The sequence below is a fragment of the Vibrio sp. 16 genome (assembly GCF_963681195.1).
Classification (GTDB): Bacteria; Pseudomonadota; Gammaproteobacteria; order Enterobacterales; family Vibrionaceae; genus Vibrio; species Vibrio sinaloensis_D.
In genome coordinates this window covers 1,181,696-1,207,414 of record NZ_OY808998.1, presented here as the reverse complement: position 1 = coordinate 1,207,414, position 25,719 = coordinate 1,181,696, and the positions used below count along the sequence as shown (strand labels likewise).

Sequence of the window (25,719 nt, the reverse complement as noted above, 5' to 3'; positions counted from 1 at the left end):
CTCTGGCTGTTCAGTAGGTTGCACGAAGGAGAGGCAGCAACAAAGATCAGCGAACAAAGTAGCAAATATTATTACCGCAGGTGTTATCCGATACGACTTTTCTCCGCGTCGTCTTTTATTTCGAACTCATCAAACAAGGGGAAGCTCCAGCGACGCATGGCAATCACCATAGAGGTGCCATGTCGCTGCTCCATAGCTAACTCGTTGTCGCTATTGCACGATTCATAAAACTCTTTCACTAATCGTTGAATCCGCTGTTGGAGCTTGTGATTGGTAGGTAACGACATCAACCCTGTCGCCATCACCAGTTTTTCGTCATTTTTGGAAAAGTGCGTGTGGAAGAAGGTGTTTACGACCTGCTGCTGGAAGAACTGCTGAATAGGCCCCCCTGCAATCCACGAAAACGAGGAGGAGATCTTGAGTTTGATGCGATTACTCGGCATCAACTCAATCACTTTGAGGCGATCAAGGTGCGCCAGTTTTTGAATCAACTGAGGCTCACTGAGGTTGTATTGAGTTAGGATTTGTTCAAAGCGATAACCATTGGTGATACAAACGGCGACCAGCAGTAGCGCCTTATCCACCACTAACTGTTTTTCCTGCTCCCAAGTCAATGAAGAAAGGTTTTGACTCTCTTCTTCGGCAAGTTTAAACAGCGCTGTCATTTCCAGGTCAATCAAGCCACACACCGCAGACAAACGCTCAAGGCTCATGCTGCCACCGTTAGAGAAAAGGCGCTTCACCGAACCTTCACTCAAATCCAGCGCTTTGGCGACATCTTGGTAATTCACACCGTGCGATTTTAATTGCTTTTTCAGTACCTGAATCACCTGCTCACACTCTGACATTCACCTCTCCTTGATTAACCAACGGGCTCACAACCAACCTCTTGTGAATGTTGGCCATATGACACTTCACGCTGGGTATTTTTCGCAGGTTTGATGTGATATTTCAACCGCTAATTTGGCGGAAAAAAGAGTCAGCCTTAACGGTCGGACTCTTTTTAATAGGAGTGTTCTTGGGGTGTGTAACGATGCTAAAGCTAATTCCACATGTTGATTAGTTGAAGTGATGCCCACTGTTTTTAGCGAGTTTTTGCATTGCTTCAGCGAACGTTGTTGTTTTGCCTTTCGCTTTAACTTGCACAACCCTATACCCCATTTTTTCCAACGCGTGGCGCTCTGCTAACACAGCTTTATCATCTTGTTGGCTACTTTTTGCTGGCTGATGGATATAGCACCCCTCAAGTTGGCCATCCTCAACCAGTTGGTGATGCCTCAATGCATCGATGTCAAAATTCATAGTCAATATAGTCGTTCTAAGTGGAGAGTTTTTTGGTAGGTTACATGTGCTTTAAAGGCTTAACAACGGTATCTAAGCCTTCTATTTTTAGCGCTAGGCATAGCTTAAGGAGGTCACCAAGCTCCCCTTGAGGGAAGCCTTTCTTATCAAACCAAAGCAAATACTCTTCAGGCAAATCAATCAAGACACGCCCAGCGTATTTCCCAAATGGCATTTGCACTCTGGCTAATTTGAGCAAATTTTCTTTTTCGAGCATGACAAACAGTCTGGTTCATTTAAGTTGGCCAAGCATAGCATGTTCATCTGCCACTCTCTAATGTGTGACGTGATAAAGCCTATTTCACAGGCTAGGCATCATGCACTGTGTGCGCGTATTCCACGACAACCTGATTACCTTCGATGTAGGCATTTTGTATTTCACCATCCACGGTCATTCTGCTTTTCAAGTAAACCACTCTCGGGCCTGCTTCACGGTGCTCTTTTAGCGATGGGAAGGTATGTTTGGGCTCTAGATGCAGATGACGACAAAAATGGCTGACAAAAGACATCGTCATCGGACGCTCACCACGAAGAACTTGTGAGAACGTCAACTGATTCATACCCAGTTTTTTGGCAAATTCCATTTGGGTTAAGCGCATTTTCGATTTCTGTGACATCCACGTTTGGTAAAGCGCTTCTCGGTCTTGTTCGGTGAATTCCATTGTTGTTCCCTGTATTGGTAGCATCAATAAATTGTCGGCACTTTTATCCAAGTGGATGTCAGGTCAGCGTTAACGGAGCTTAAAGGTTTGGTTGATATTGAAGAAAACAGGCATGGATTCGCGACGAATAAAAGCGGGGAAAATCATTCACAGATCAAATATAAATGAGAAATAAAGTATTGATTATCAATATTTTATTCAGCTTATCATTGAAAAATAATCAAGTTAATTCATGTCAGAAATTTCAAAGCGAGATTGCCCTTCCACAAACGCAATCAGATCGTCGCTTTTAAACAAAACTATCACTACATTTCGCGTGCTCAACTGCACTTCTGGCAAACTATCTGAAAAGTTAGGACGCAAAGTCTCCGGTCTGTCGACTCACTCAAGTCTATGATAGCGGGACCGCCACCCAAGTCGGGTGCCATCATGCCAAGGTGTCATCTTTTTATTCAGCGAATGTATAAGGATAGATGATGAATCAACTCCCTCAAAAAACGCTCATTGCTTTAAGTCTAGTCACTGTCAGTGGAACGGCCATTGGCCACGGCTATGTTTCGGCATATGAAAACGGCGTAGCTGCAAGCCGCGCTGCACTATGTAAATTCCCAACCAGCGACACCAACGAAAAGAATGCGCAATGCGGTGCCATTCAGTATGAACCGCAAAGTGTCGAAGGGCCTGACGGCTTCCCAGAAGCTGGTCCCCGTGATGGCAAAATTGCGAGCGCAGAAACCTCTCTCGCCGCCGCATTAGATGAACAAACCGCCAGCCGCTGGGTGAAGCGCCCTATTCAATCCGGTCAACAGTTCTTTGAGTGGACGTTTACCGCCAACCATGTAACAAAAGACTGGAAATACTACATCACCAAGGCAGATTGGAATCCAAATCAGCCGCTTGCTCGTCAATCATTTGATTTACAGCCTTTCTGTGTGGTCGATGGCAATATGGTGCAACCACCAAAACGTGTCAGCCATCTATGTGATGTCCCAACACGTGAGGGCTACCACGTAATTCTTGCGGTGTGGGATGTTGGTGATACGGCGGCCTCTTTTTACAACGTTATTGATGTGAAATTTGATGGGGATTTGCCTGTTGATCCTGATTGGCGCCAAGGTGGACAGATCAATCCAACCATGGATCTGAACGTCGGTGATACCGTTTTTACACGCGTATTTGACCAAAGTGGCGAAAACATCAGTTACCGAACGCAGATCGTCATTGATAGTGAAGAACAAGGCAAAGCGAATCAGTGGTCTTTTGCTCTCGCAGACAAAATCAATCAAGAGCAAAGTCTCATCCGCTCTGGTGAACGCAAAGAAGATGGCGCTTTTGCCCCAGTGTATGGTTCAAACCCGATTTACCTAAAAACGGGCTCTTCACTTGAGCGTGTTGAAATAGGCTATGACATTGTAACGCCTGAACCAGAGCTCGATTTGAGTGTTGAGGGCTTGCAAGATGAGTACACTGTGACCGAAGATGCCACCGTGCTTAACCTTGAACTCTTGGCGACAGGTGATCTCAACGCTGAACTGACGGTGTACAACCATCACAAGGAGTCATTGGCTTCGTACTCGGGCAAGTTAGAAGACGGGGCGGCTCAGTCAATAGAACTAGCTTTATCGAAATCAGAGCCTGGCCATCACATGCTTGTTGTTGTTACCAAAGATGACAAAGGCACACTGGTAGAACAAGAGACTTTAGACTTCCATTTAGTAGAAGAGCAAACACCACCGCCATCAGGAGACTATGACTATGTTTTCCCTAACGGCATGGAAAGCTACGCGGCGGGAACCAAAGTACTCGCGAATGATGGCAACATCTATCAATGCAAAGCATTCCCGTACTCAGGATACTGCGTGCAGTGGTCGCCATCAGCCAACCACTATGAACCGGGAGTCGGTTCACATTGGGAGTCGGCTTGGGACAAACTGAAATAACCATGTTACAAGGGGCGACGTCGCCCCTTTTTAGATCTGATGGCACGCGATATTGAGGTCTTCGCTTCCGCTTTTACCATAGAAGAACAGTTTCTTACCTTCGATATAGATATGTAAGTCAGATTCGAAGCTCGTTAGACTGTTTTTATCTCGAACAAATGTCGGCGACTGCTCTGGTTTTAGATTCCAGTCCACCCCCGTAAACCTCTGCTCCATTCTTTGCCCCGTCACTTTGTTGTTGGCCATTAAAACAACCTCATAAGGTTCAACTAGCCCAGACTTATGATGCAAAGCCCCTGATTGGTAATAGAGCACGCTATTGTTGGTTGGGAAATACATGGTGGTAAGTTCGTCCACCTTCGCATACTGCTTGTATGCTTCAGAGCTGAAGCCTGCTTTGGTTTCCGAGCAATGCCAACGCGTGCCGCTAAATTCAACATCACTCAAAGAGTAGTAATAAAGACCAAACCCCGTTAAAACACCAAACAAAAGAGTTAATGCAACTCGCATCTAACCTCCTTGTTATCCAAAGAGCCTGCGATGTTTCTCGCCAGTTGATGCTTATCGACATGGAAGAAGTGGAACATGTGATTACGCTTGCCTGTGGCTTGCTGTAGCCAAACCGTCAATGTGACTTGGTCTGGCTCATAGAGCGAAGGGTATAGCCTTATATAAACATCAGCACCACATATAGTAGGTACCAAGGCTGCTAGTTGTTGCTTTAACTCAAACACACCGATAAATCCATCTGTCATATCATGGAGGTAGTAGTTTGTGTCACCATTTGAGAAATGCTCATAGTTATGTTTTTTAATGTAAGAAGGCTTGGTGACCAAAGGTTTAGAGTAAAAGAGTAACAGCAAAGTCACCAGCGTCGTCAGCATAAACACAGCCCCTAAAATGTAAGGTTGTATCACCTTTTGCTTCCAAAATGGCAATGAAGAGGCCTTTGATTTTATATCTGTAGTCTCTTCTATGTTTAGAGAATCTTCTACGCGTTCATCCAAGCATTGAATATCGATAGCATCAGTTTGTAAGTAGTAACCTACTTTGCTAATCGTCGTAATCTCAGTCCCTTTCGCTTTAAGAGACAATAAATTCCTACGCAGGCCACAAATAACATTCGTCAAAGCCTGATCGGTGACAATCGTACCTTCCCAACACTGGGCAAAAAGTTCTTCCCGTGAGACGGGTTCTTTGGCTTGCAGTAACAGCAGCAGGACCTCATAAGGTAGAGGTCGTAATACTATTTTATTACCATTTTGATTGCGTAACGTCCTTGTTGCACATTCTAAAGTTAAGTTCGAAAACTGAATCGCTTGCATTACTTCATTCAATTTGTTTAGAGGGCAACTTATCTAGCTCAGAAAACATGAGCTGAAAAGTAGAGATAGCCTACGAAGAGGTACTCCGGTCCAAATTTTGAGAAAGCGACAGTCTACCGATAAGTTTTTATAAATCAACAATCCACAGAAATGGTTATTTAAAAATAAACCTTTACTTAACAGTAAAATAGCGAACACAGCCAATCAAAACCAAGTAATTTCTCACTATTGAGACAAAATATAAATGTCGATTTCGTGTGCTTTCAGTTTAGTTACCGAGATCACAAATTTGTAAAGTGCGCGGCCAAATTCATTCGTTCACTGACTAAATGAGAAATTACAAAATGGGAAAAGCTCTCTTACTTACCGCCTTGTTTTCTGGCTTTGCTTCAGCACATGGTTTTGATGGGTTTTACTTAGGTGCTGGTCTTGGTAGTACGGACTTTGATGACGGAGGCGTCTTCAACGATGATGAGCTCCCCCTCTCCACTGATACAAAGGGAAGTACAGTCAAGTTAATCGCAGGCTATCAGATCAACCGCGTTTTAGGTGTAGAAGCTCAATACACTAGATACGGTGAAACAAGCGTTCAAATAGCCGAGCAAAAAGCAGCCGATATCAAACATCGTTCCTTTACTATTAGCGCAAGCCTTGGTCATTCATTCGACAATGGCGTGCGCCCATTCGCGACACTGGGTATAGGCTCTATTGAATACACACTTAAGAACAGAATCTACCCTCAAGAATCAAGAGATGAATCTGGTAGCACTGTTCGGTTAGGTGCTGGTCTAGAATATACACCTTATGTAGTTAAGGGCTTTACGATACGAGCAAGCTATGAAGCTGACTACTTTGTATTAGAGGATAAGTGGGCCAACCGCGATTACGACCAATCTATGGGCTCTTGGTATTTAGGCACAACTTATAAGTTCTAACTTAAGTCGATGCGAGTAGTATTGACTACTCGCTTTGATCACTCTTAGTCAAAGCTTTACTTTCCATGACAACCACCACTATCTATCTGTTGAAAAAAGACTTGCTCTCCAAACCTCAAAAACAAAGAGCCCAACAACTTTTTATAAATTTTGTGTCAACAGAAACAGTTACCAACAATTTAAACTCTTAACTATCAGAAGCTTAATCACAACCATAGTGCAATCCACTCACAACTGAATAAAACATAAATGTGTTTTTTATTTGGTTTCGGTTTAGTTACTTGAATGAAAACTGAATAAGGTTTGCAGCTCAATTTTTCCGTTCGAATATTAATGAGAAAACACAACATGAAAAAAGTTCTGCTGCTTACTGCACTAGTTTCAAGCTTTGCTTCAGCACAAGATTTCGATGGCTTTTACCTTGGTGCAGGTCTTGGTAGCACAAATTTTGAAGACGGCGGCCTAGTGAGCGATGCAAACTACGCGTTAGGTAGCCAAGGTCACCTGTCTACCGACTCAAGTGGTACTTCAGTTAAGCTAATCGCTGGTTACCAAATTAACCGTATCGTTGGTATCGAAGCACAATACACAAACTACGGTGATACTGATGTTAAGCTATCTGGCTCTAAACTGGGCAAACTTGAGCACAGCAGCTTCACTGTAGCCGCTAACCTAGGTTACACATTTGACAACGGTCTACGTCCTTTCGGTACTATTGGCCTAGGTTCAATTAACTACAAAGAGACTGGCGCAGGCGCAGCACAAGGTTGGGATTTTGACGACAATGGCGGTGCAGTACGTTCAGGTTTGGGTATTGAATACGCTCCAGCGTCATTTAACGGCTTCGCTATTCGCGCAGGTTACGAAGCGGATTTCTACGTAATGGACGTTGGCCTTGAAGACTACAGCCAGTTTGTAGGTTCGTTCTACATTGGTTCAACTTACAAATTCTAATTAAGAATCAGCGAGTCTATTGACTCGCTGATTACAACGTCAGGGCTATCTCAGCTAAAAGAAGCTTGAGATAGTTCGCTTTATCCAGTCCATCAAACGTTTAAACAGGCTTCCTTGCTCAACATCTTCTAAGGCCACTAAGTCCGCTCGCGCAACTTCTTGCCCTTCGACGTTATAAATCACATAACCTACTTTGTCTCCTTGTGAGATAGGAGCAGTAAGCTCACCGTTAGTTTCGATTTCCGCGGATAGCTTTGCCGCATCGGCTTTGTTAAGCGTCAAGTAGCTGTCCTGGCTCACTCCAACGTTAAGTGAGTCTTTGTCTCCCATCCACACTTTCACTTCACTTAATGATTCCCCCGCCTTTGCAGGAGAAACGGTATCAAAGAATCGGAACCCATAGCTAAGTAGCTGCTTACTTTCCGACTCTCGGCTTTTCGTACTGTTTGACCCCATAACAACACTGATTAATCGCATATTACCGCTCGTCGCAGAAGTCGCTAAGCTATAACCTGCGCCGCTGGTGTATCCGGTTTTCATTCCGTCAACGTTCAAACTGCGGTCTCGGAGCAAGCCGTTTCGGTTGTATTGGGTAATGCCGTTATAAGTAAAGGCACGCTCACTGTAGAGGGGATAAATTGATGGTAAATCTCGGATGATTGCTTGGCTTAGCTTAGCGATATCATGCGGCGTGGAATACAGTTCATCACTGTCGAGGCCATGCGGATTTGAAAACGAGGTATTTGCAAGCCCTAGCTTAGTCGCCCAGCTATTCATCAGACTGACAAAAGCCCCTTCGCTGCCAGCGACATGCTCTGCGATGGCAACACTTGCATCGTTCCCCGATTGAACAATCAAACCACGATACAAATCGTGCAACGAGACTTCAGTACCGACTTCAATAAACATCTTTGACGAATCAGGAAAGTTTTTCGCCCAAGCGCGTTGGCTGATCGTGACTTGGTCTTCTAATGAAATATTGCCATTTCGAATTTCTTGCCCTGCAACATAAGCCGTCATCAACTTGGTGAGACTCGCAGGGTTAAGCTGAGCATCCGCATTTTTTTCAACCAGAACGGCGCCAGTGTGATAGTCCAATAAGATATAGCCCTTCGCGCCGATCACTGGAGGATCAGGGATGATGGTGGGAGCAGCTACAACGCTAAAAGAAAACAAAGAGACGAGTGTGGAAGTGAAAAACGTTTTTCTCATAGTGACGCTCTATAATCCAAATGAAATTAGGGAACGGTTTGAGTATAAACAACGTGGTCATGCACGCAGCAGCTTTGTAATCAATCGTTACCTTTAATCGCGATTTATCGAAATTATTGCGAAATCGAACCCAATTTTGGGCACAAAAAAGCCAGCGACCTAAGCGCTGGCTTTCAGTTTTTACTTACAACAAACTGATTAAGCGGCTTTTGCTTTCAAGCTCTTGTTCACTGCGCGGTCTTTCACTTTGAACCACAAGTAAGTCGCCACAATTGAGAAGAACAAGTACGACAGCGAGAACACAAACGGAGACGTTACAAGCCCTTGGCTAAAGCCCCAAACCACGCCACCAACCGTGATTGATATTTTGGCTAGGAAGCCACAGATCAGTAATACAAGTGCTAACTGAGGAAAGCGGCTGCTTCTGAATGCGAACCAGTAGCACGCGCCAACAGCAAGAGTTGCAATGTATAGGCCTAATAGAAACGAATGAAGGTGTTCAGCAGATGCGACACCAGCAGTCACGGAAATGATAAACAGGATAAACAACTTCATACGACACCTCGCTTTTAAACTAGAAAAAGCTTCCTTTCATTTTTGCAAACTCATTTTGCGTATATTTTCGCCCATCTAAGAAAAAGATCAAGGGGCCAAATTGTATCTTTTTTGTACAAAACTAAATCAAACAACAAATGTAAAACCTTTGTTAACATCCAGTTTTATAAGAACCTTTGCCGATTCTAACTTTACGATTTTTTCGCAGAGTTCAGCTTTCAAATGTTACAGTTAGATAACATTTGAAATATTTTAAAACTTTTGTTTTTTGTGACAAACAACCTTTTAAAGTGGAGGGTAAATCCGCCAGAAGACACAATGAAACCTAAGATTTCAAATTCCCCCCCTTCCTTTACTGATTGTTCTATTTATTTAGTGTGAGCTTAGCCACTGTTCACGCGCCTTTGACTCGTTTAGCAAACAGAGCTCTGGTACCTTTGCGTCACATATTTTTACGTACTACATACCATGCCTTCAGAGTACAGAATCCGTAAAATCGTCGAGATAGGCGATACTCTCCATCGTTGTGGATGCGCGCCCTACAAACTGGAAAAATACACACAGTTTTACGCACGAAAACATGGTGTCGATGTGATGATTCAAGCGACCCCGACTACCGTCAACTATCAGTTCCCTGATGACAATAATGCCGTCATCATGAAGCGACATCAGCCTGCATCCATCAACTTAAGTTTGTTGGCGAACACCATCATTCGCATTAACCAACCAAGCCAAGAGCCGGTTCCAGAGCCGGTTGGTTATCCTAAATGGGTTATTGCACTCGCCAATATGGGGATCCCACCGGCCTATCTCATGTTGGTGGGCTCAACCATGGACGCGATATATCTTTCTGTGTTCTTGGGGTTTATGGTGTGGTCAGCACAACAAGTGTGCAAAGCTAGGCGCTCGATCGCCGTTGAGTTCATTGCTGCCTTATTGACGGGCATATTGGTTGCATTCTTCGCCAGTACCGGCGCTGAAATCCCTGTTTGGGCACTCTGCATCGCTGCGATCGTCCTGTTTGTTCCGGGACTTTCCATCGCCAACTCTTTGGAGTGTCTTGCATTCAATGACTTAGTGTCGGGGACCAGTTTGCTCGGTCAAAGTGCATTAACCTTGATAAAACTGTTTGTTGGCATTGTTATGGGGTTGAATATTGGCGAATCTATTTGGGGACAAGCAGAGCCGCTGAGTTACATCAATGAAGTGCCTACCGCATTGCATATTTTTGGCCTGTTCCTTATCTCAATTTCATTGGGCATTATCTTTAACGCCAGACCAAAGGACATTCTACTCGGCCTACCTGTTGCGATGCTGGGGATGTGGGGACCGTTTTACTTAGGCTTTGAAAGTGGTTGGGTCGTTGGCACTTGGGTGACTACGGTATTGATTACGCTTTATGGTACTTGGGTAGCTAAAAAACTCGATCTCACCGGATCGATATACATCGTTCAAGGTATCATCATTTTAGTACCGGGAAGCCGTGTATTGGTTAGCGCGAGCCAGTCGGTGTTTGAGCAATCCATTCTTCCGATCCCAAGTATTGGTCTCTCCGCCCTATTTATGTTTTCAGCCATCGTCGCAGGACAAATCACCGCGTACTCCATCTACTCCCCGAAAATAGAGCGTTAAAGGCGCTAGACTTTACAGCCAAGCCTCGCAGTAATCGATCATAATGATCGTTATTGCGAGACTAGCTAATACGGCAACGCTCTATATTCACTCCTCGCTCTCTACCAACTATCTAGGCCCCAACCTCGGAAGGTTGTTGGTAAACTGAACAAGGCATACTAAGAAAAACTGTTACCAAATGTTAATTTTCGAGTGAAAATATCATTTGAACAGATGATAATAATTATAAATATCAATAAAAATTATAAATCATCAGTTGAAATTGCCAATTTAATAATGCCAAAGGTAACAGAATCACAATGGATAAGTCATTTGTCGCAAGACAGCCAATTTTAGATAGAGAGGAAAAATTAATTGGCTACGAACTCCTTTTCAGAGAGGGACTCAACAACGCATTTCCAGACATTGACCCAGTGCGAGCCACGTCAAAAGTGCTCTCAAATGTGTACTTCAAAAGTGATAGCTACGAACATGTCATTCAGGACAAGGTAGGTTACGTCAACTTCCCCTACCAAAGCCTAGTCACACTTGTGCCTGCTCTGCTTCCAAAAGAGAAAATCGTGATCGAAGTGCTCGAAGACTGTAAACCGACCGATGAACTGCTGGTGGCAATCAAACACTTGAAAAGCCTTGGCTATACCATCGCTTTGGATGATTTTGTCCCAACCCCTGAATGGAAGCGTTTCCTTCGTTTTATCGACATCATCAAGTTTGATATCAGTGTCATACCACTCAACAAAGCGGCAAATCTCATTAAAAAACTTGGCGAACGAATTTCCTTTGTCGCTGAACGAGTCGAAACTCGGGAGCAGTTTTTGCAGTGCAAAGAGTTGGGATTTCACTACTTTCAAGGCTACTACTTTGCCAAACCTGAAATTATTGAGCAGAAGGCGATCTCAGCTTCCCAGTTGTCAGTGATCAAACTGTGCCAAGAAGTGGCGAAGGAAGAAATTCAAATCAAGCGATTGGAAGCCTTATTCGCGACGGATGTGGCGCTGTCTTATAAGTTGTTTCGCTATGTGAATTCATCAAACCTCAGCGCTCCAATACGCTCATTCAGACAAGCCTTAGCCTATCTTGGTGAAAACAAAATCAGGTTGTTTGTCTCCCTCGTTGCCCTATCGTCAGACAGTGAGTCAGGGCCAAAGCCGATCTATCATATGGCTATCCAGAGAGCCTATTTCTGCTCTCTCATTGCAAAAGAGCTCAATTTGGCTCGTTCGGATGCTTATATAGTGGGATTGTTTTCGCTGTTAGATTCAATATTCAAAGTGAGTTACGACACGATTTTTCAATCCGTCAAAGTCAGCGATCTTGTTACTGAAGCGATTCTCGAACATAAAGGCGTACTCGGAACGGTTTTGCGACTGGTTGAATCCTACGAAAAAGCGGATTGGGACTCGATTACCTCGCTAAACGAAGAACTCCAACTCTGCCCCCACGTCTCATCACGTTGCTTCACTAGCTCCTTAAAATGGGACCAACCCAGTGACAAAGCTAGCTTAGCGGCCTAACTATGTAAAAAGCCCTATTCGAAAGACGCTGTTAGGCAGCTTTTGAGTAGGGCTCTTTCCCTCTGTGTTTCATTTTGCGGCTGAAACTGCCTTTGCCTTTTTTCGCTTTTTCCACTCTCACTTTAAACAATTCACTGGTAACAACCGCTTTCAAAGCGTTATCTTTGATTTCGCCGCGTCCCACTTCTAATTCGTGTTGCAACGAGCGCTCTTTCCTCATCTTCTGAGGTTTATTTTTAGCCATATCTAGCTCCTTTGATTTTGGATTTTCATTGGTCACTAAAGAGAATTTACTCAGCAACCAAAGCAGACGAATGTTACACCAATAATAATCAAAACTGTATAAATTTAAATCTTTTACCTAGCGCAAACTTTGAATGAAAAAGCTTGTGACAACTGAGATTTGCCCCGAAATCTTATTGACTTAGTTGCACTTCAGCCTACACTGGATTTCAGCTAGAAAACGGTTCTTGTTTACCCCGCCGTTTCGTTGGATTTATGACTGTCCGCCGTAACGTCGTGCTCAATAGCAATCTCCTTTTCCACGCTATCGGTGCCGTCATGGCTTTTGCAAGATTTATCAAGGATATACACTATGTCTAACACTGTAACTGGTACAGTTAAATGGTTTAACGAAACAAAGGGTTTTGGTTTTATTAAGCAAGAAAATGGTCCAGACGTTTTCGCTCACTTCTCAGCAATCACAGGTGACGGTTTCCGCACTCTTGCTGAAGGTCAAAAAGTTGAGTTCGTAATTACTCAAGGTCAAAAAGGCCCTCAAGCAGAAAACATCAAAGCGGTTTAATCACAACCACTTACAGCATACAATAGCCAGCACTATCGCTGGCTATTTTTTTAAGTATTACTATGGCACTCAAACCCACTATCTATAAATTCCGTCTTTCGCTCTCTGACACGAATAGAGATGTGTACGATTCAGCGCAACTGACGATCGCGCAACACCCATCTGAAACCATCCCGAGAATGATGGCTCGTGTCCTTGCCTTTTGTGCCAAGTACCAACCGGACTTGGTCTTTACCAAAGGCTTGTCCACCATTGAAGAGCCGGACCTATGGGTAAAATCACTTGATGATCAGATTCAGTACTGGGTTGAAATTGGCGAGCCTTCATTAGATCGAATCAAAAAAGCGACGCGATTATCACCTCGTGTGGATGTGTTTAGCTTCAACAGCAAATCTGATGTCTGGTGGGAACAAACCAAAAACAAAGCGCATCAATACAACGCGAGCTTTTACCGCTTTAACTGGGATGCAATCGAAGCGTTATCAGAAGTTGTCGAGCGAGGCATGGATATCTCGGTGATGATTACCGGCGATAGTCTGTTTGTCGACGTCCCTCAAGGCTCTTTTGAAGTACAGTTAGAGACCCTCTACAGCAATGAGTGAGCTTGAGAAGTCGCTGCAAGAGATTAACGCTGACGTCCTGTTAAAAACACCGCAGCAAGAACGGCAGTGGCAGCTGTTTTGTGAACAGCATGAACGCTTATTTGTGCAAGTGAGTAAGAAAAAGCCCGATGTTGATTTTACTCATCACCTGTTGGGTATTTTGACCAAAGCGCATATCGAGGCTCAAGCAACCATCGAAAATCACAAGCAGGCGATTCAAGCGATGCAGCAAACCATGTCTAGCCATTTAGGGGATGAGGAAGCCAAAAAGTTTAACAACCAAAGCTTGCTGCAACTCGAGTTTGTCACCCACATGTGGATATACCTGCAGGGTTACTTAAAGATGGACTTTAGTCTGGCCAATGATCATGCCGAGCAAACAGCGCTCACTATCACAGCGGTTACGCCCAGAGATAGCCAAGACCTGCGCACAGAGTTTCTCGAAAGCTTTTATTTGGGCGATCAACACTCGCCACTCGTTCAAAAACGACATTGGTTCTGGTCGTTGATTACTAAGCTGTTTAGTCCAAAACCATAAATTAAGGCCTTCGATTGAAGGCCTTTTGCAATAAAATGCGCACCCCATTTACAGGTAAGTGTGTGGGCCAAACACCTCGTAATGAATGCGATCGCGTGATACGCCAAGTGATGCAAGCTGCTTAACAATGTTCTCCATAAACAGCACCGGACCACAAATATAAAAATCCGCCTCAGTCATAGGCAAAACTTCACTCACAAGACAAAGATCCATTTGGCCAGAGAAATCCGCTTCTGCGTTTAGATACCACGCAAACTGCTTCCACCCTTGCTGCTCAATTAATTGTGCCGTTTCTTGCTTGAACGTGTGCTGCTCCGGCCCATTACACGCGTACAAGTAGCTCACATCTTGCTTACCCGCATCCGCGAGACTATGAAGCATAGACTGCATTGGCGTCGCCCCAACACCCGCAGAAATTAACACTACAGGCACGTTCTTTTCTTGATAGTAAAAGTCGCCTGCTGGTGCGTATAAGCGAACCACATCACCCACTTTGACAGCATCATGCATGTGATTCGACACCAAGCCCTTGTGCTCACCCACTTCGCGCTTAACAGAGATACGATAGTCTTTGCCATTTGGTTTGTGCGATAACGAGTACTGCCTGATCTCAACATGTTCTGAACCTGTTGGCTTCACCTCAATACCTAAGTATTGCCCGGGTTGATAATCAAGTACTGCGCCACCATCAACGGGAGCGAGGACAAAGCTGGTGACAAACTCAGACTCGCGGATTTTTTGCGTAACTTTGAATTCGCGCGCGTTCTCCCAACCGCCTTTGGCTTGGCTGCGCTGCTGATACAAATCACCTTCACGATCAATGAAAATCTGCGCTAAAAACAAATAAGCCGCTGTCCAGGCTTCTTCCACTTCTGCTGTAAATGCGTCTGGCGCAAGTTCACGTAGGGTCTCAATCAAATGGTGACCGACAATGTGGTAATGCTCTGCTTGAATATTGAAACTGGTATGTTTGTGAGCAATGCGCTCTACCGCAGATGTCAGAGCTGCAAGGTTCTCAATGTTCTTTGCATACGCTGCTACCGCCTCAAATAATGCGACACTTTGGCGTCCTGTTTTTTGGTGCGTCATATTGAAAATGTCTTTGAGCTCAGGATTATGCGCAAACATACGCTGATAAAAGTGGGCCGTAAGCGCAGGGCCGGCACTTTCAAGTAATGGAATAGTGCTCTTTACAATGTCAATATGCTGGTTGTTAAGCATGAAGTTCTCCTCAATGGGGTTTTATTTATACGTTATGTTTACAACTTTACTACCCAGCCTAGAGCACAAATGGTGCCAACTTCTTGTTTACCGATAGCGCTATGGTTCATGGTAATAAAACAAGAGAATCTAGGTCAAAATGACCTTTTGATTTCATGTCTATTTGACTCTACAATGCATTAATCACTCACACTAAGTGAGTGCAAAACAACCTATTTAAAACAAGTACTTGGATCATTATGCAAGATATCTCTGTTTCCACGTTGATCGATATGACCATCAGCCTTGCTGCCGGTGACAATGACCACGATAGATTCAACAAATTACTCGATGCCATCCGTAAGGCGATTCAATGTGATTGCGTCGCACTACTCTCACTTCAAGGTGATACTCTCGTTCCTTTAGCCATTCAGGGGCTGACTCGAGACACACTAGGACGTCGATTTAAAGTAGACGAGCACCCAAGGTTTAAAAAAATCTGTGAGTCCAAAAGTGCCATCCGTTTTGACGCCGACTGCGAACTTCCCGATCCTTTTGACAACCTACTACTGGATTATGAAGGCGACCTGCCAATGCATGCCTGCATGGGACTGCCGCTGGTTTACGCGGAGACGCTCATTGGTATTCTCACCCTAGATAGCCTGACACCGAATGTATTTGACCAGATTCCTACTCGTAGTTTAGACGCTCTCTCTGCCCTTGCTGCATCAAGCCTTAAGGTCGCACTCACCGTTAGCCAATTAGAGCAGCAAGCGAAGCAGACTCAACAACGTTTTGAAGAACTTAATGAGGAGGCATGGGAGCGAGATGGCGGAGAGATCATTGGCGCCAGTGATTCGATGCAATTGCTCAAGTCGGATATTGAGGTGGTGGCTCCATCAAATTTCAACATACTGATTCACGGTGAAACCGGCGTAGGCAAAGAGTTGGTCGCCCGCAGCCTTCATCACTTGTCGGCACGAAAAAAACAACCCTTGGTCTATGTAAACTGTGCTGCGATTCCAGAAAACTTGGTCGAGAGTGAGCTGTTTGGTCATGTAAAAGGGGCGTTTACTGGAGCCGATAAATCCCGTATGGGCAAATTTGCTCTGGCTAACGGCGGTACGCTCTTTCTCGATGAAATTGGTGAACTCCCGCTTGCCGCGCAAAGCAAAATATTACGAGCACTGCAAAACAACGAAATTCAGCCTGTTGGTCAAGACAAGGTTGAAACCATTGACGTGCGGGTACTTGCCGCCACTAACCGTGACCTCAAAAAGGAAGTCGCTGACGGCCGCTTTCGCTCTGACCTCTACCATAGATTGAGCGTTTACCCTATTCAGGTTCCGCCGCTTCGCGAACGCGACGGGGATATAATTCTGCTAGCAGGGTACTTCTTAGAACAAGCGAGACGTAAACTTGGCATTGTACAAATCAAGTTGGGTAAAGAAGCTCGACTGGCTCTGGCCAAGTATAATTGGCCAGGAAACGTTCGAGAGCTCGAACACGTTATTAATCGTGCGGCGCTTAAAGCACGGGCAAGAGTGCGAATTGGCCACCTTATCACGGTGACTCTTGAAGATATTGGCGATCTGCATTCCGTATCAGGGTTAACCGCCCAAGCGTCCTCGGCTCCAGCCACATTGACTCATGATATTGACTGGTCGAAAGGGCTTCGTGAAACGACGGAATCCTATCAACGAACCATCATCATGGCCGCCCTCACCGAAGCCAATTTCAACTGGGCTCAAGCAGCGCGGGAACTTAAAACCGACCGAGCTAACCTGACTCGCTTAGCGAAACGCTTAGGCATAAATGTCACCAAAAAACACCAAATAGAACTCAACTAAGCCAGTATCCTCTTGATTACAACTTGGTTACAATAGGCCGCATAAGGATGGGACGGGCTACCTAACCCATCCACTATTAAGTCAACCTCCAGCTACACTAAAGGGAATAGTATGAAATTTATTCGTTGGTTTTTGGGCCGCGTTATTTTGTTGCTCAACTTTGTTTTCTCCCCAAGAGGAGTCAAACGTTCACCAGATGCGCAAAAAGAGGCCGATACCAAAGCGCAATCCATGGCCCTGTATCAATTTGAAGCGTGTCCATTTTGTGTGAAAGTTCGTCGTGCAATGAAGCGTCAGTCAGTGAATATTGAGCTCAGAGATGCTAAAAATGATCCCACCCATCGCGCTGATCTTGAAGCGGGTGGCGGCCGTATTAAAGTGCCATGTCTTCGCATTGAAAAAGATGGTCAGGTAGAGTGGATGTACGAATCTTCAGACATCGTCACTTATCTGGAGAAAGAGTTCGCCTAATACCCATTTAAACATAAGGTACAGTCTATGCCCGCAATTCAACTTGATACTACCTCCATCAAAGCAATTGTATTCGACCTAGACAATACCTTAGTCAGTTCAAACATGGACTTTAAATGGTTAAGAGAGCAAATCGGCTGCCCTTTGGACAGTGATTTGCTCTCATTTGTCGACACGCTCAACTGCCCTGTTGAAACCGAGCAGGCTAACGCAATGATTCTCCAACACGAACTCGACGATGCTCAGCACTCAACGCCGATGCCGGGTTGCATGAAACTGCTCGACTTCATCAACGCCAATCAATTGCAAACCGCCATCATCACTCGCAACTGCGAACAAGCTGCCAAACAAAAAGTCGTTCACAATCAACTGGATATTTCGCGCATAATCAGTCGCGAGCACTATCCGCCAAAACCCGCCCCAGACTCCTTACTCGCTCTTGCCAAAGAATGGTCACTCCGAGCGCATCAAATTCTCTATGTCGGCGACTACCTATATGATTTACAAGCGGCTTATAACGCCAATATGCCCTCATGCTTGGTGACTCATGGACAAAGAGCGCAATTTGCAGACCACGCCTCGTTAGTGGTTGAGTACCTCGACGACATCATTGACGCCATCAGCCGCGGCAGTCGTTAGCACGAGGCTCCCTCCGACAAACTCATACATGGATTGTCCACGAATTTTTGAAACTGTTTCTGTCATTTAGTAAAGGTTACAAATGGTTAAAACGGTATCTCTGTGCAACAATAACCTCATTATATAAAACCGTGAGTCTTTGTTTGCTATGCCAACCAACAACGTCCTTGTTCTCTATGCTCATCCGTCACCGAGACGTTCAGAAGTGAATCAACCTTTGTTCCGCGCGGCAAAGGCGATCGAAGGTGTCACCGCGGTCGATCTCTATTACGAGTACCCAACTTACAACATCAATATAGACCTCGAACAACAGCGGTTGCGCGATCACGACATCATCATTTTCCAATTTCCGCTTTATTGGTATTCCACGCCATCCATCTTGAAGGAATGGCAAGATCTTGTGCTGGAGTACGGTTTCGCGTACGGCAGCGAAGGTAATGCCCTCCACGGCAAGAAGTTTTTCTGCGCCCTCACCGCTGGCGGTAAAGAAGACGCTTATCAAAGTGATGGCTATAACCATTTTACAATTCGAAAACTGCTCTACCCGCTTGAGCAAATGGCATCACTTACGGGGATGAGATACCTCGCGCCTTTTGCCCTGTTTGGCGCAAGAACAGCAAAAGAAGAAGGGCGAATTAAACAGCACGTTGAAGAGTGGAAAACGCTCCTTCAAGCGCTTGTGGATGGGCGCTTGAATTTCAAACAGGCAGCAAAAGCAGAAAAACTGACTCATTGTTTAGCGAGTATCAAAACTGAGGACAAGGCATGACAGGTTACTTTCTCCAAGCATTTATCTACCTTGTCGCGGCCGTTATTGCTGTCCCCATTGCAAAGCGACTTGGCCTTGGTTCGGTACTCGGCTATTTGATTGCCGGGGTAGTCATTGGCCCAATAATCGGTTTGGTTGGCGAAGAAACCACCACCATTCAACACTTTGCCGAGTTTGGCGTTGTCATGATGCTATTTCTGGTCGGTTTAGAGCTAGAACCGAAAATGCTCTGGTCAATGCGAAATCGACTTCTGGGCCTTGGCGGTCTGCAAGTCGTCGGTACTGCTGCTCTGATCATGGCGATAGCTCACTACTTTAATCAACCGTGGACAATAGCCTTAGCAATCGGCCTTATTTTTGCGCTTTCATCAACTGCGATCGTACTGCAAACCTTTAACGAAAAAGGGCTCAGTAAAACAGAAGGCGGCCAAAATGCCTTTTCGGTTTTGCTGTTTCAAGACATCGCTGTTATCCCAATGCTGGCGTTTATCCCCTTGCTTGCTTTGCCCGAATTGGTCGAGAAAGCACAGTCTGGCGCTGCAGCGGCGGCGGCACACCATGAGGAACTGAGCTTAGTCGCCGGATTACCTGGCTGGGCCTACGCGATCGTGATTGTGGTCTCGATAGCAGGCTTAGTGGTTGGTGGGCACTACTTGAGCCGCCCACTGTTCCGATTTGTCGCCAGTTCTGGCCTACGTGAGATCTTCACTGCCACGGCGTTGATGTTGGTCGTTGGCATTGCCGCGTTGATGAGTTTGGTTGGGCTATCTCCTGCATTAGGCGCGTTTTTGGCTGGTGTCGTATTGGCAAACAGTGAGTTTCGCCATGAACTGGAGTCAAACATCGACCCATTTAAAGGCTTATTGCTCGGTCTATTTTTTATCACCGTCGGGGCGGGGATCAACTTTGCCATCCTGTTCAACCAGTTCTTCGTTATCGTTGGTCTAACGCTTGGGGTCATGCTGCTCAAAGCGCTGATTCTTTTCGTATTAGCCTTTGCTTTTCGTATCAAGAGCAGCAATCGATGGTTGTTTACACTGAGCCTTGCCCAGGCTGGTGAATTTGGTTTCGTATTGCTGAGCTTCACAGTGCAAAACCACGTGATTCCTGTTGAGCTTGCGCAAACACTCTCTCTCGTCGTCGCCCTATCGATGTTTTTAACACCAGGCTTATTCATCTTCTTTGATAAAGTCATTCTTCCTCGCTACCAGCATCAGTCCAATGATCAGGTCGCTGATACGATAGAAGAACATGGCAGCGTGATCATTGCAGGAATTGGTCGCTTCGGTCAGATTGTGAATCGACTACTTGTGTCTAATGGAATAAAAACCGTGGTTCTTGACCATCAGGCTGACCAGATTGACGTCGTTCGCCAAATCAACACTGAAGCCTATTTCGGCGACGCCACCCGACCGGATATGCTTCACACGGCGGGGATTGAAGAAGCAGAGATGTTGGTCATCGCTATCGATAATCGCGAAAGCAGCGTTGAACTCACTAAGTACGTCAAACACACCTACCCGCATGTCAAAGTCCTTGCACGTGCCTTTGACCGTGGTCATGGCTACCTTCTTCGCCAAGCGGGGGCTGATGTGATCGAACTAGAAACTTACCACTCAGCATTAGAACTGGGCGCGCATGCGATGCGTGGCCTCGGGCACCATCCATTCTTTGTAGAGCAGCAAAAAGCGGCTTATCAGCGGGTCGAAAATCGCAAGTCAGACAGTTTGTATCAAGCTTGGGAAGAAGATTCGAGCGGAGAGCGGTTTGACAATAATTACCGTAAACTGTTTATGCATCTTGAAGAGCAGATCAAACTTGAAATGACGCGAGATCGATCCGACAAACATGCAGCAGACGAACGAGGCTGGACACCACCGCCAAAAGGGTACGCAGACGATCTTGACGACTAACCCGCAAGAACAGTTTTCCAAGTGCCGAGGTCATGCCTCGGCTTTGCTTTCTAAAGAACCGCCTTCACTAAAATAGAGAGATTATGGCTTCAAATACGCTCAATACATCGCCTTCTTTGGCACGACAACTTTTTAATATGACTTGGCCAATGCTATTTGGTGTCTTGTCGCTTATGAGCTTCCAACTGATTGACAGTGCTTTTATTGGTCAGTTGGGCGTTCTACCGCTGGCCGCACAAGGTTTTACGTTGCCAATACAGATGATCATTATTGGCATCCAAGTCGGTTTAGGTATCGCGACAACGGCAGTCATTTCCAGAGCACTGGGCGCAAAACAAGAACGTTATGCGCAGCAGCTAGGAGGCTTGATCATTGTGATGGGCAGTGTCGGCGTCGCCCTCATCTCGCTGTTCATTTATCTGCTGCGTGGCCCTATCTTGGCGCTACTTAGCGCGCCTGAATCGGTACTCCCGATCATTGATAGCTACTGGATAGTTTGGCTTGTTAGTGCGTGGACAGGCGCCCTTTTATACTTCTTTTACAGTATATGTCGTGCAAATGGTAACACCATGCTACCAGGCACCATGATGATGGTGACGAGTTTACTCAACCTCGCATTGGACCCGATTTTCATTTTTACCTTTGATCTGGGTATCAATGGCGCTGCTATTGCAACGATCTTGGCATTTGGTATCGGGATTCTTGTCGTTGCACCCAAAGTTAGCCGAAAAAAATGGCTTTGTTACCAATGGGCAGACCTTGATGTCAGCCAAAGTGTTCGTTCAATTGCCAACATCATGGGACCTGCCATGATTAGCCAACTGCTGCCTCCTTTATCTTCCATGTTAGCCACGAAACTGCTTGCCAGTTTTGGCACGGCGGCTGTCGCTGCTTGGGCGCTCGGATCTCGATATGAGTTTTTCGCCATCGTATCCGTGTTGGCTCTAACCATGTCGATGCCTCCAATGATAGGGCGACTGCTTGGCGCCAATAAGTTAGATGACATTCGCCAGTTGGTGAGCATCGCCTGTCGTTATGTCCTAGGATTTCAGCTGCTTATTGCCTTGATTACTTGGCTAGGCGCTGAGCCACTTTCAACGCTGATGACCAGCGAAACCAACGTGAGCGATATTCTCCATTATCACCTGCTGATCGTCCCATTTAGCTTGGGCGCCTTAGGTATCTGTATGTTGATGGTGTCTGTCGCAAACGCACTTGGAAAATCCTACACGGCGTTGACGATTTCAGCGCTGCGGTTGTTTGCGTTCTTCTTGCCATGTCTTTGGGTTGGTGCTCAAATAGCCGGGATTGAAGGACTATTTTGGGGCTCATTAGTGGGTAATTTCCTTGCAGGTGGCTGCGCATGGTGGATGTATCAAAGAGCCCTGGTTCAATTGGAACAGCAGTCGGCGGATAAAGAGGTTGCATAGCACTTACTATCACGTTAGGCTAAAAAATCATCAAACAGGATTATGATTATGCACTGCACGTTTACCTACCTTTGGCTCCTTCTGCTTAATGCCCGTAGCTGGTAGGTAATTGTGTGCCTGGCTACGAGAGAACGTAGCCAGTCGCCCACTCTCTCGTCGCCTTATCTTCACTTTCAAGGATACGAGACTATGACCGAAGACTCTCAACCCATACCCTCAACCGCAGCATCTGCAACACAGATCGGCATCTTGCTGGCTCTAGCAGGGTGTATTCTCTTTTCACTGAAACCCGTTTTAATAAAAATTGCCTATCAAGCCGGCGGCGATGCAACCTCGATAATGGCGCTGCGCGCGTTTAGCTCTCTGCCTCTCTATATCGCGATGTTTTTTTACCTTTGTCGTCGCGCAGACAATCGAAACAAAGTCAGAGATCATGGGCTAAAAGCGGTGGTGATAGGCATCTTGGGTTACTACTGTGCCAGCTATCTTGATATTGCATCACTGGCTTTTATCTCGGCTCAACTTGAGCGTCTGCTGATATTTTTGTTCCCAACATTTGTGGTTCTGATTAGCTGGGCGCTCTACAAACAAATTCCGACCAAGCAGGTCATGCTATCGGCGCTGATTGGTTACTTAGGCATCGCCTTTATTTTTATCCATGACTTTCAGCTACTTGGCAAATCCATTGTTAAAGGCAGCCTGTTGGCTATGGCCTCCGCACTGGTGTTTGCGTTCTATTTGGTTTGGAGTAAACCACTCATCTCCCATCTTGGTAGTGCGCTATTTACCAGCATAGGAATGGGCAGTGCTGGGTGCGCCATCTTACTTCATCTGCTCAGCAGTGGTGCACACATAACACAATGGAGCCAAGAGCTGATTGTTATTGGTGTGCTACTCGGTATTTTTTGTACCGTTCTGCCTTCTTATCTTATTGCCGCAGCGATGGCGCGACTCTCCCCTACACAACTGAGTTTAACGAGCAATATAGGTCCAGCAATTACGGCCATCGCCGCCGTGTTTCTCCTTGGCGAGACCTTTACGCTCTGGCACGCGATTGGAATGACGCTGGTCGTTTTCTCTGTGGTCACGATGAATCGGCGTAAACCCTAGTAAAATAAGGGATTAACCCTCGATAAATTTGAACATCAACAACGAGATAGAGTGGTGACGCAAGAGGGATAAACACGTATGATTCAGCAACCCTTTTTCATCTTTACAAGATTATGAATTCTAGAGCCCACCACCCTATTCAAGGCGCAAGCTGGATGCTGACAGCCGGTCTTGCTTTCGCCATCGTCAATAGCCTTGCGCAAGTCGCCAGCATCAACTTTGGCCTCTCGTCCACAACGGTGGCACTAATACAATATGCCATCGCTTTAGTGGTCATTCTTCCTTATCTAAAAACGCTTGGCATTAGACAATCGCTGAAAACACAACACCTTGGTCTGCATGTGTTTCGTGTGTTTCTCTCTGTTATCGGTATTCAACTTTGGCTTTGGGCGTTAGCTTATCCGGTACCGATTTGGCAAGGCATTGCACTGCTCATGACATCGCCTCTGTTTGCGACGGTCGGCTCTGGGCTAATCTTAAAAGAAAAAGTGGGACTTGCCCGTTGGTTTGCCACCCTCACCGGTTTTGTTGGCGCGATGATCATTTTAGAGCCATGGGCAGATAACTTTAACTGGGCATCCTTGCTGCCCGTTGGCGCCGCCTTCTTCTGGGCATGTTATTCATTGATGGTGAAGAAGCTTTCGTCAGATGACTCTCCTTCGACCATGGTGGTATACCTGCTGGTGCTGATTACGCCCTTTAATATCTTATTGGCACTACCCGACTGGCAAATGCCGACGGGTGGAACGATCTGGTTGGTGCTTCTTGCCGCTGGCGCCATGACGGCCTTAGCGCAATGGGCTATTGTTAAAGCATATTCCGTTGCTGACGCCTCTTTTGTGCAGCCTTTTGACCACGCAAAACTGCCTTTGAACGTACTTGCTGGATGGATGGTGTTTGGCTGGGTACCACCAGGAAGGCTGTGGCTGGGAGCTGCAATCATTATCGCGTCAGTGGCATTCATCACCCAGTGGGAATCAAAAAAATCGCGCCAAGCTGAAATTAAATCCGCCTAGTTCCTTTCTATTAGGTAAAGGTTTACGGGAGAGAGCTCAATGACAAAGCCAATTAAAATTACACTGTATCGCTGGGGAGGCAGTTGGGGACCATTCAGTGTCAAGATTCCTTGCGGTGAATGTACTCTAACAAAAGACATCCTCAAAGATACGTTTGAAAACGAACTTGCTGACGTGCCAATAGAGCTCGAAGTAAAAGATTGGCTCTCTCATTGGTGGGAACCATTGAAAGTTGGTGCTTGGCATGCCCCAATCCTGATGGTTGAAGGCAAAGTCATCAGCCAAGGTGAAGCACTAAACCGCGGTGTATTAGTGCAATCTGTGATCAAAGAATGGACAACGCGCGACACCCTGAAAGGTAACATTGTCTATGGCAAAGCGACCTGCCCTTACTGTGTTAAAGCGAAGAAAATGCTCGACGATGCTGGCATTGAATACCAATATCACGATGTCGTGAAAGAGAGTGCCGCTTTGTACCGAATGATTCCAGAGGTCAAAGCCATTATCGGTGAGAAAACCCCTGTGACTGTGCCACAAATCTGGATGGATGGTCACTATGTGGGAGGTTCAGATAACCTTGCCGCTTGGTTGGATGAAAAAGGCTTGAGCAATGTACCTGATAATGTGGTGACTCTGGACGAGAATCAAAGCTCAGTCGGATAACTCTCAACGTTACCCAGAAAAGCAAAAGCCGGAAATCAGCGATGATTTCCGGCTTTTTAAATTCCATTTCACTCTAAGCGTTTACTTGCTCATTTTCTTCATCATGCGTTTGATGAAAGAAGCTTTCTTCGCCTTAGGCTTTCCGTACAATGCTTCGTGCATTGCTTGCTTTGCGATCATTTGACCTAGATATGCATTGCCTAATTCGTGATTCATGTGTATCTCCTCGACAGTAAGGAGCGTGATTTTAATCACAATTGAAACAAAAACAAGATCTAAATCACATTATTTTGCGCGTTTTGGTTGGTGATACGTTTTGCCTGCCGCTTGGTAAGTCTCTTTGCGTTTCACTTCAAACATGGCATCAAAGAACCAAGCAACGAACACTATGACATTATCGCCTTCGTTCATCACATGCTCGATAAACTCTTGCTCTTCACCTTGCTCATTTTCTTGGATCGTAACATGGTAAATTCGCTTCTCGCCTTCCACTTCCGCCAAGGCAAACTGACCAACCAAAGATTGTGCCGCTTCTGCCACTTCAGGGTCGTCTGACGCTTTTAGTACTTCCAGCGCTTGGGGCAAATTCTCTTTTTCGCACAGGGCTTTCACCAACTGTTCAAACTCTTTGTGTTCCATGCTT

The 25,719-nt window shown here is 45.7% G+C and carries 29 protein-coding genes and 1 riboswitch; of the genes, 17 read left to right on the top strand and 12 right to left on the bottom strand.

The annotated features are described in order from the left end of the window. Positions 1-83: 83 nt before the first annotated feature. The 4 genes from U9J37_RS19730 to U9J37_RS19715 all read right to left on the bottom strand — a co-directional run bounded on the left by U9J37_RS19730 (position 84) and on the right by U9J37_RS19715 (position 2,003). Positions 84-848 (bottom strand): helix-turn-helix domain-containing protein, encoded by a 765-nt coding sequence (locus tag U9J37_RS19730; RefSeq protein ID WP_005474663.1) that lies wholly within the window; start codon positions 846-848, stop codon positions 84-86. A gap of 211 nt (positions 849-1,059) precedes the next feature. Next, positions 1,060-1,302 carry a hypothetical protein gene (locus U9J37_RS19725; RefSeq protein WP_005474598.1) on the bottom strand — a complete coding sequence of 81 codons (243 nt, stop codon included), beginning with the start codon at positions 1,300-1,302 and terminating at the stop codon, positions 1,060-1,062. 40 nt (positions 1,303-1,342) lie between these two features. Next, positions 1,343-1,558, bottom strand: a complete 216-nt coding sequence (locus tag U9J37_RS19720; RefSeq protein WP_005474634.1) for a DUF3820 family protein — start codon at positions 1,556-1,558, stop codon at positions 1,343-1,345. Positions 1,559-1,649: 91 nt separating this feature from the next. Next, positions 1,650-2,003, bottom strand: coding sequence for a helix-turn-helix domain-containing protein (locus U9J37_RS19715; protein WP_005474660.1), 354 nt, complete (start codon positions 2,001-2,003; stop codon positions 1,650-1,652). 324 nt (positions 2,004-2,327) lie between these two features. Continuing rightward, a riboswitch (cyclic di-GMP riboswitch) is annotated at positions 2,328-2,416 on the top strand. Positions 2,417-2,479: 63 nt separating this feature from the next. Between U9J37_RS19715 and gbpA the strand changes: the two genes are divergently transcribed. Further along, entirely contained in the window at positions 2,480-3,943 is a 1,464-nt protein-coding gene (gbpA, locus tag U9J37_RS19710; protein ID WP_043887226.1) for an N-acetylglucosamine-binding protein GbpA, read from the top strand. 30 nt (positions 3,944-3,973) lie between these two features. Here the strand turns inward: gbpA and U9J37_RS19705 are convergent, their stop codons facing one another. Together U9J37_RS19705 and U9J37_RS19700 are read right to left on the bottom strand one after the other, a co-directional pair. Next, entirely contained in the window at positions 3,974-4,453 is a 480-nt protein-coding gene (locus U9J37_RS19705) for a hypothetical protein (protein ID WP_043887224.1), read from the bottom strand. Further along, entirely contained in the window at positions 4,438-5,268 is an 831-nt protein-coding gene (locus tag U9J37_RS19700) for a winged helix-turn-helix domain-containing protein (RefSeq protein WP_005474613.1), read from the bottom strand. Before U9J37_RS19700 ends, U9J37_RS19705 begins: the two co-directional genes overlap by 16 nt. A gap of 344 nt (positions 5,269-5,612) precedes the next feature. On the opposite strand from U9J37_RS19700, the gene U9J37_RS19695 reads away from it, so the two are divergent. Next, a complete protein-coding gene (locus U9J37_RS19695) occupies positions 5,613-6,203 on the top strand; it encodes a porin family protein (protein WP_322414060.1) in 591 nt (196 codons plus the stop codon). A gap of 348 nt (positions 6,204-6,551) precedes the next feature. After that, positions 6,552-7,157 (top strand): porin family protein, encoded by a 606-nt coding sequence (locus U9J37_RS19690; RefSeq protein WP_322414059.1) that lies wholly within the window; start codon positions 6,552-6,554, stop codon positions 7,155-7,157. A gap of 54 nt (positions 7,158-7,211) precedes the next feature. Here U9J37_RS19690 and U9J37_RS19685 read toward each other — a convergent pair whose 3' ends face one another. Further along, on the bottom strand, positions 7,212-8,369 hold the full coding sequence (locus U9J37_RS19685; protein ID WP_322414058.1) for a D-alanyl-D-alanine carboxypeptidase family protein: 1,158 nt from the start codon (positions 8,367-8,369) through the stop codon (positions 7,212-7,214). A 198-nt stretch (positions 8,370-8,567) separates the two neighbouring features. Further along, positions 8,568-8,924: a hypothetical protein gene (locus U9J37_RS19680; protein ID WP_038136275.1), complete on the bottom strand. Its 357-nt coding sequence runs from the start codon at positions 8,922-8,924 to the stop codon at positions 8,568-8,570. A 468-nt stretch (positions 8,925-9,392) separates the two neighbouring features. Between U9J37_RS19680 and U9J37_RS19675 the strand changes: the two genes are divergently transcribed. Together U9J37_RS19675 and U9J37_RS19670 are read left to right on the top strand one after the other, a co-directional pair. Beyond that, positions 9,393-10,556: a threonine/serine exporter family protein gene (locus U9J37_RS19675; protein ID WP_005470145.1), complete on the top strand. Its 1,164-nt coding sequence runs from the start codon at positions 9,393-9,395 to the stop codon at positions 10,554-10,556. A gap of 299 nt (positions 10,557-10,855) precedes the next feature. Next, positions 10,856-12,070: an EAL and HDOD domain-containing protein gene (locus tag U9J37_RS19670; protein ID WP_322414057.1), complete on the top strand. Its 1,215-nt coding sequence runs from the start codon at positions 10,856-10,858 to the stop codon at positions 12,068-12,070. Between the two features lie 31 nt (positions 12,071-12,101). Here U9J37_RS19670 and arfA read toward each other — a convergent pair whose 3' ends face one another. Then, on the bottom strand, positions 12,102-12,314 hold the full coding sequence (arfA, locus tag U9J37_RS19665) for a ribosome alternative rescue factor ArfA (protein ID WP_039473564.1): 213 nt from the start codon (positions 12,312-12,314) through the stop codon (positions 12,102-12,104). Between the two features lie 351 nt (positions 12,315-12,665). Here arfA and U9J37_RS19660 point away from each other — a divergent pair, with 351 nt between their 5' ends. The 3 genes from U9J37_RS19660 to U9J37_RS19650 all read left to right on the top strand — a co-directional run bounded on the left by U9J37_RS19660 (position 12,666) and on the right by U9J37_RS19650 (position 14,015). Continuing rightward, positions 12,666-12,875, top strand: coding sequence for a cold-shock protein (locus U9J37_RS19660; protein WP_005470115.1), 210 nt, complete (start codon positions 12,666-12,668; stop codon positions 12,873-12,875). A gap of 62 nt (positions 12,876-12,937) precedes the next feature. After that, the gene (locus U9J37_RS19655; RefSeq protein WP_005470198.1) at positions 12,938-13,477 is read left to right on the top strand and encodes a YaeQ family protein; all 540 of its coding nucleotides are present in this window, start codon (positions 12,938-12,940) and stop codon (positions 13,475-13,477) included. Further along, a complete protein-coding gene (locus tag U9J37_RS19650) occupies positions 13,470-14,015 on the top strand; it encodes a hypothetical protein (protein ID WP_005470121.1) in 546 nt (181 codons plus the stop codon). The genes U9J37_RS19655 and U9J37_RS19650 overlap by 8 nt, the downstream gene beginning before the upstream one ends. Before the next feature lie 48 nt (positions 14,016-14,063). Here the strand turns inward: U9J37_RS19650 and hmpA are convergent, their stop codons facing one another. Continuing rightward, positions 14,064-15,236, bottom strand: a complete 1,173-nt coding sequence (hmpA, locus tag U9J37_RS19645; protein WP_005470046.1) for an NO-inducible flavohemoprotein — start codon at positions 15,234-15,236, stop codon at positions 14,064-14,066. 239 nt (positions 15,237-15,475) lie between these two features. Between hmpA and norR the strand changes: the two genes are divergently transcribed. From norR to U9J37_RS19600, 9 genes are all read left to right on the top strand, one after another. Further along, the gene (gene norR / locus U9J37_RS19640) at positions 15,476-17,065 is read left to right on the top strand and encodes a nitric oxide reductase transcriptional regulator NorR (protein WP_005469990.1); all 1,590 of its coding nucleotides are present in this window, start codon (positions 15,476-15,478) and stop codon (positions 17,063-17,065) included. Positions 17,066-17,176: 111 nt separating this feature from the next. After that, complete coding sequence (locus U9J37_RS19635) at positions 17,177-17,536, top strand: glutaredoxin family protein (protein WP_005470036.1); 360 nt, start codon at positions 17,177-17,179, stop codon at positions 17,534-17,536. A 27-nt stretch (positions 17,537-17,563) separates the two neighbouring features. Further along, a complete protein-coding gene (locus tag U9J37_RS19630) occupies positions 17,564-18,175 on the top strand; it encodes an HAD family hydrolase (RefSeq protein WP_005470015.1) in 612 nt (203 codons plus the stop codon). A 148-nt stretch (positions 18,176-18,323) separates the two neighbouring features. Continuing rightward, on the top strand, positions 18,324-18,944 hold the full coding sequence (locus U9J37_RS19625; protein ID WP_005470226.1) for an NAD(P)H-dependent oxidoreductase: 621 nt from the start codon (positions 18,324-18,326) through the stop codon (positions 18,942-18,944). Then, positions 18,941-20,857, top strand: coding sequence for a monovalent cation:proton antiporter-2 (CPA2) family protein (locus U9J37_RS19620; protein WP_005469945.1), 1,917 nt, complete (start codon positions 18,941-18,943; stop codon positions 20,855-20,857). The genes U9J37_RS19625 and U9J37_RS19620 overlap by 4 nt, the downstream gene beginning before the upstream one ends. 83 nt (positions 20,858-20,940) lie before the next feature. Continuing rightward, positions 20,941-22,287, top strand: a complete 1,347-nt coding sequence (locus U9J37_RS19615; protein ID WP_043886549.1) for an MATE family efflux transporter — start codon at positions 20,941-20,943, stop codon at positions 22,285-22,287. Positions 22,288-22,476: 189 nt separating this feature from the next. Then, positions 22,477-23,397 carry a DMT family transporter gene (locus U9J37_RS19610; RefSeq protein WP_005470072.1) on the top strand — a complete coding sequence of 307 codons (921 nt, stop codon included), beginning with the start codon at positions 22,477-22,479 and terminating at the stop codon, positions 23,395-23,397. A 113-nt stretch (positions 23,398-23,510) separates the two neighbouring features. Then, on the top strand, positions 23,511-24,413 hold the full coding sequence (locus U9J37_RS19605; protein WP_038136254.1) for a DMT family transporter: 903 nt from the start codon (positions 23,511-23,513) through the stop codon (positions 24,411-24,413). Between the two features lie 39 nt (positions 24,414-24,452). After that, positions 24,453-25,076, top strand: a complete 624-nt coding sequence (locus tag U9J37_RS19600) for a glutaredoxin domain-containing protein (RefSeq protein ID WP_005470234.1) — start codon at positions 24,453-24,455, stop codon at positions 25,074-25,076. A gap of 81 nt (positions 25,077-25,157) precedes the next feature. Here U9J37_RS19600 and U9J37_RS19595 read toward each other — a convergent pair whose 3' ends face one another. Next, positions 25,158-25,292 (bottom strand): hypothetical protein, encoded by a 135-nt coding sequence (locus U9J37_RS19595; RefSeq protein WP_005469995.1) that lies wholly within the window; start codon positions 25,290-25,292, stop codon positions 25,158-25,160. Between the two features lie 69 nt (positions 25,293-25,361). Next, complete coding sequence (locus tag U9J37_RS19590; RefSeq protein ID WP_005469919.1) at positions 25,362-25,715, bottom strand: hypothetical protein; 354 nt, start codon at positions 25,713-25,715, stop codon at positions 25,362-25,364. Positions 25,716-25,719: the final 4 nt, after the last annotated feature.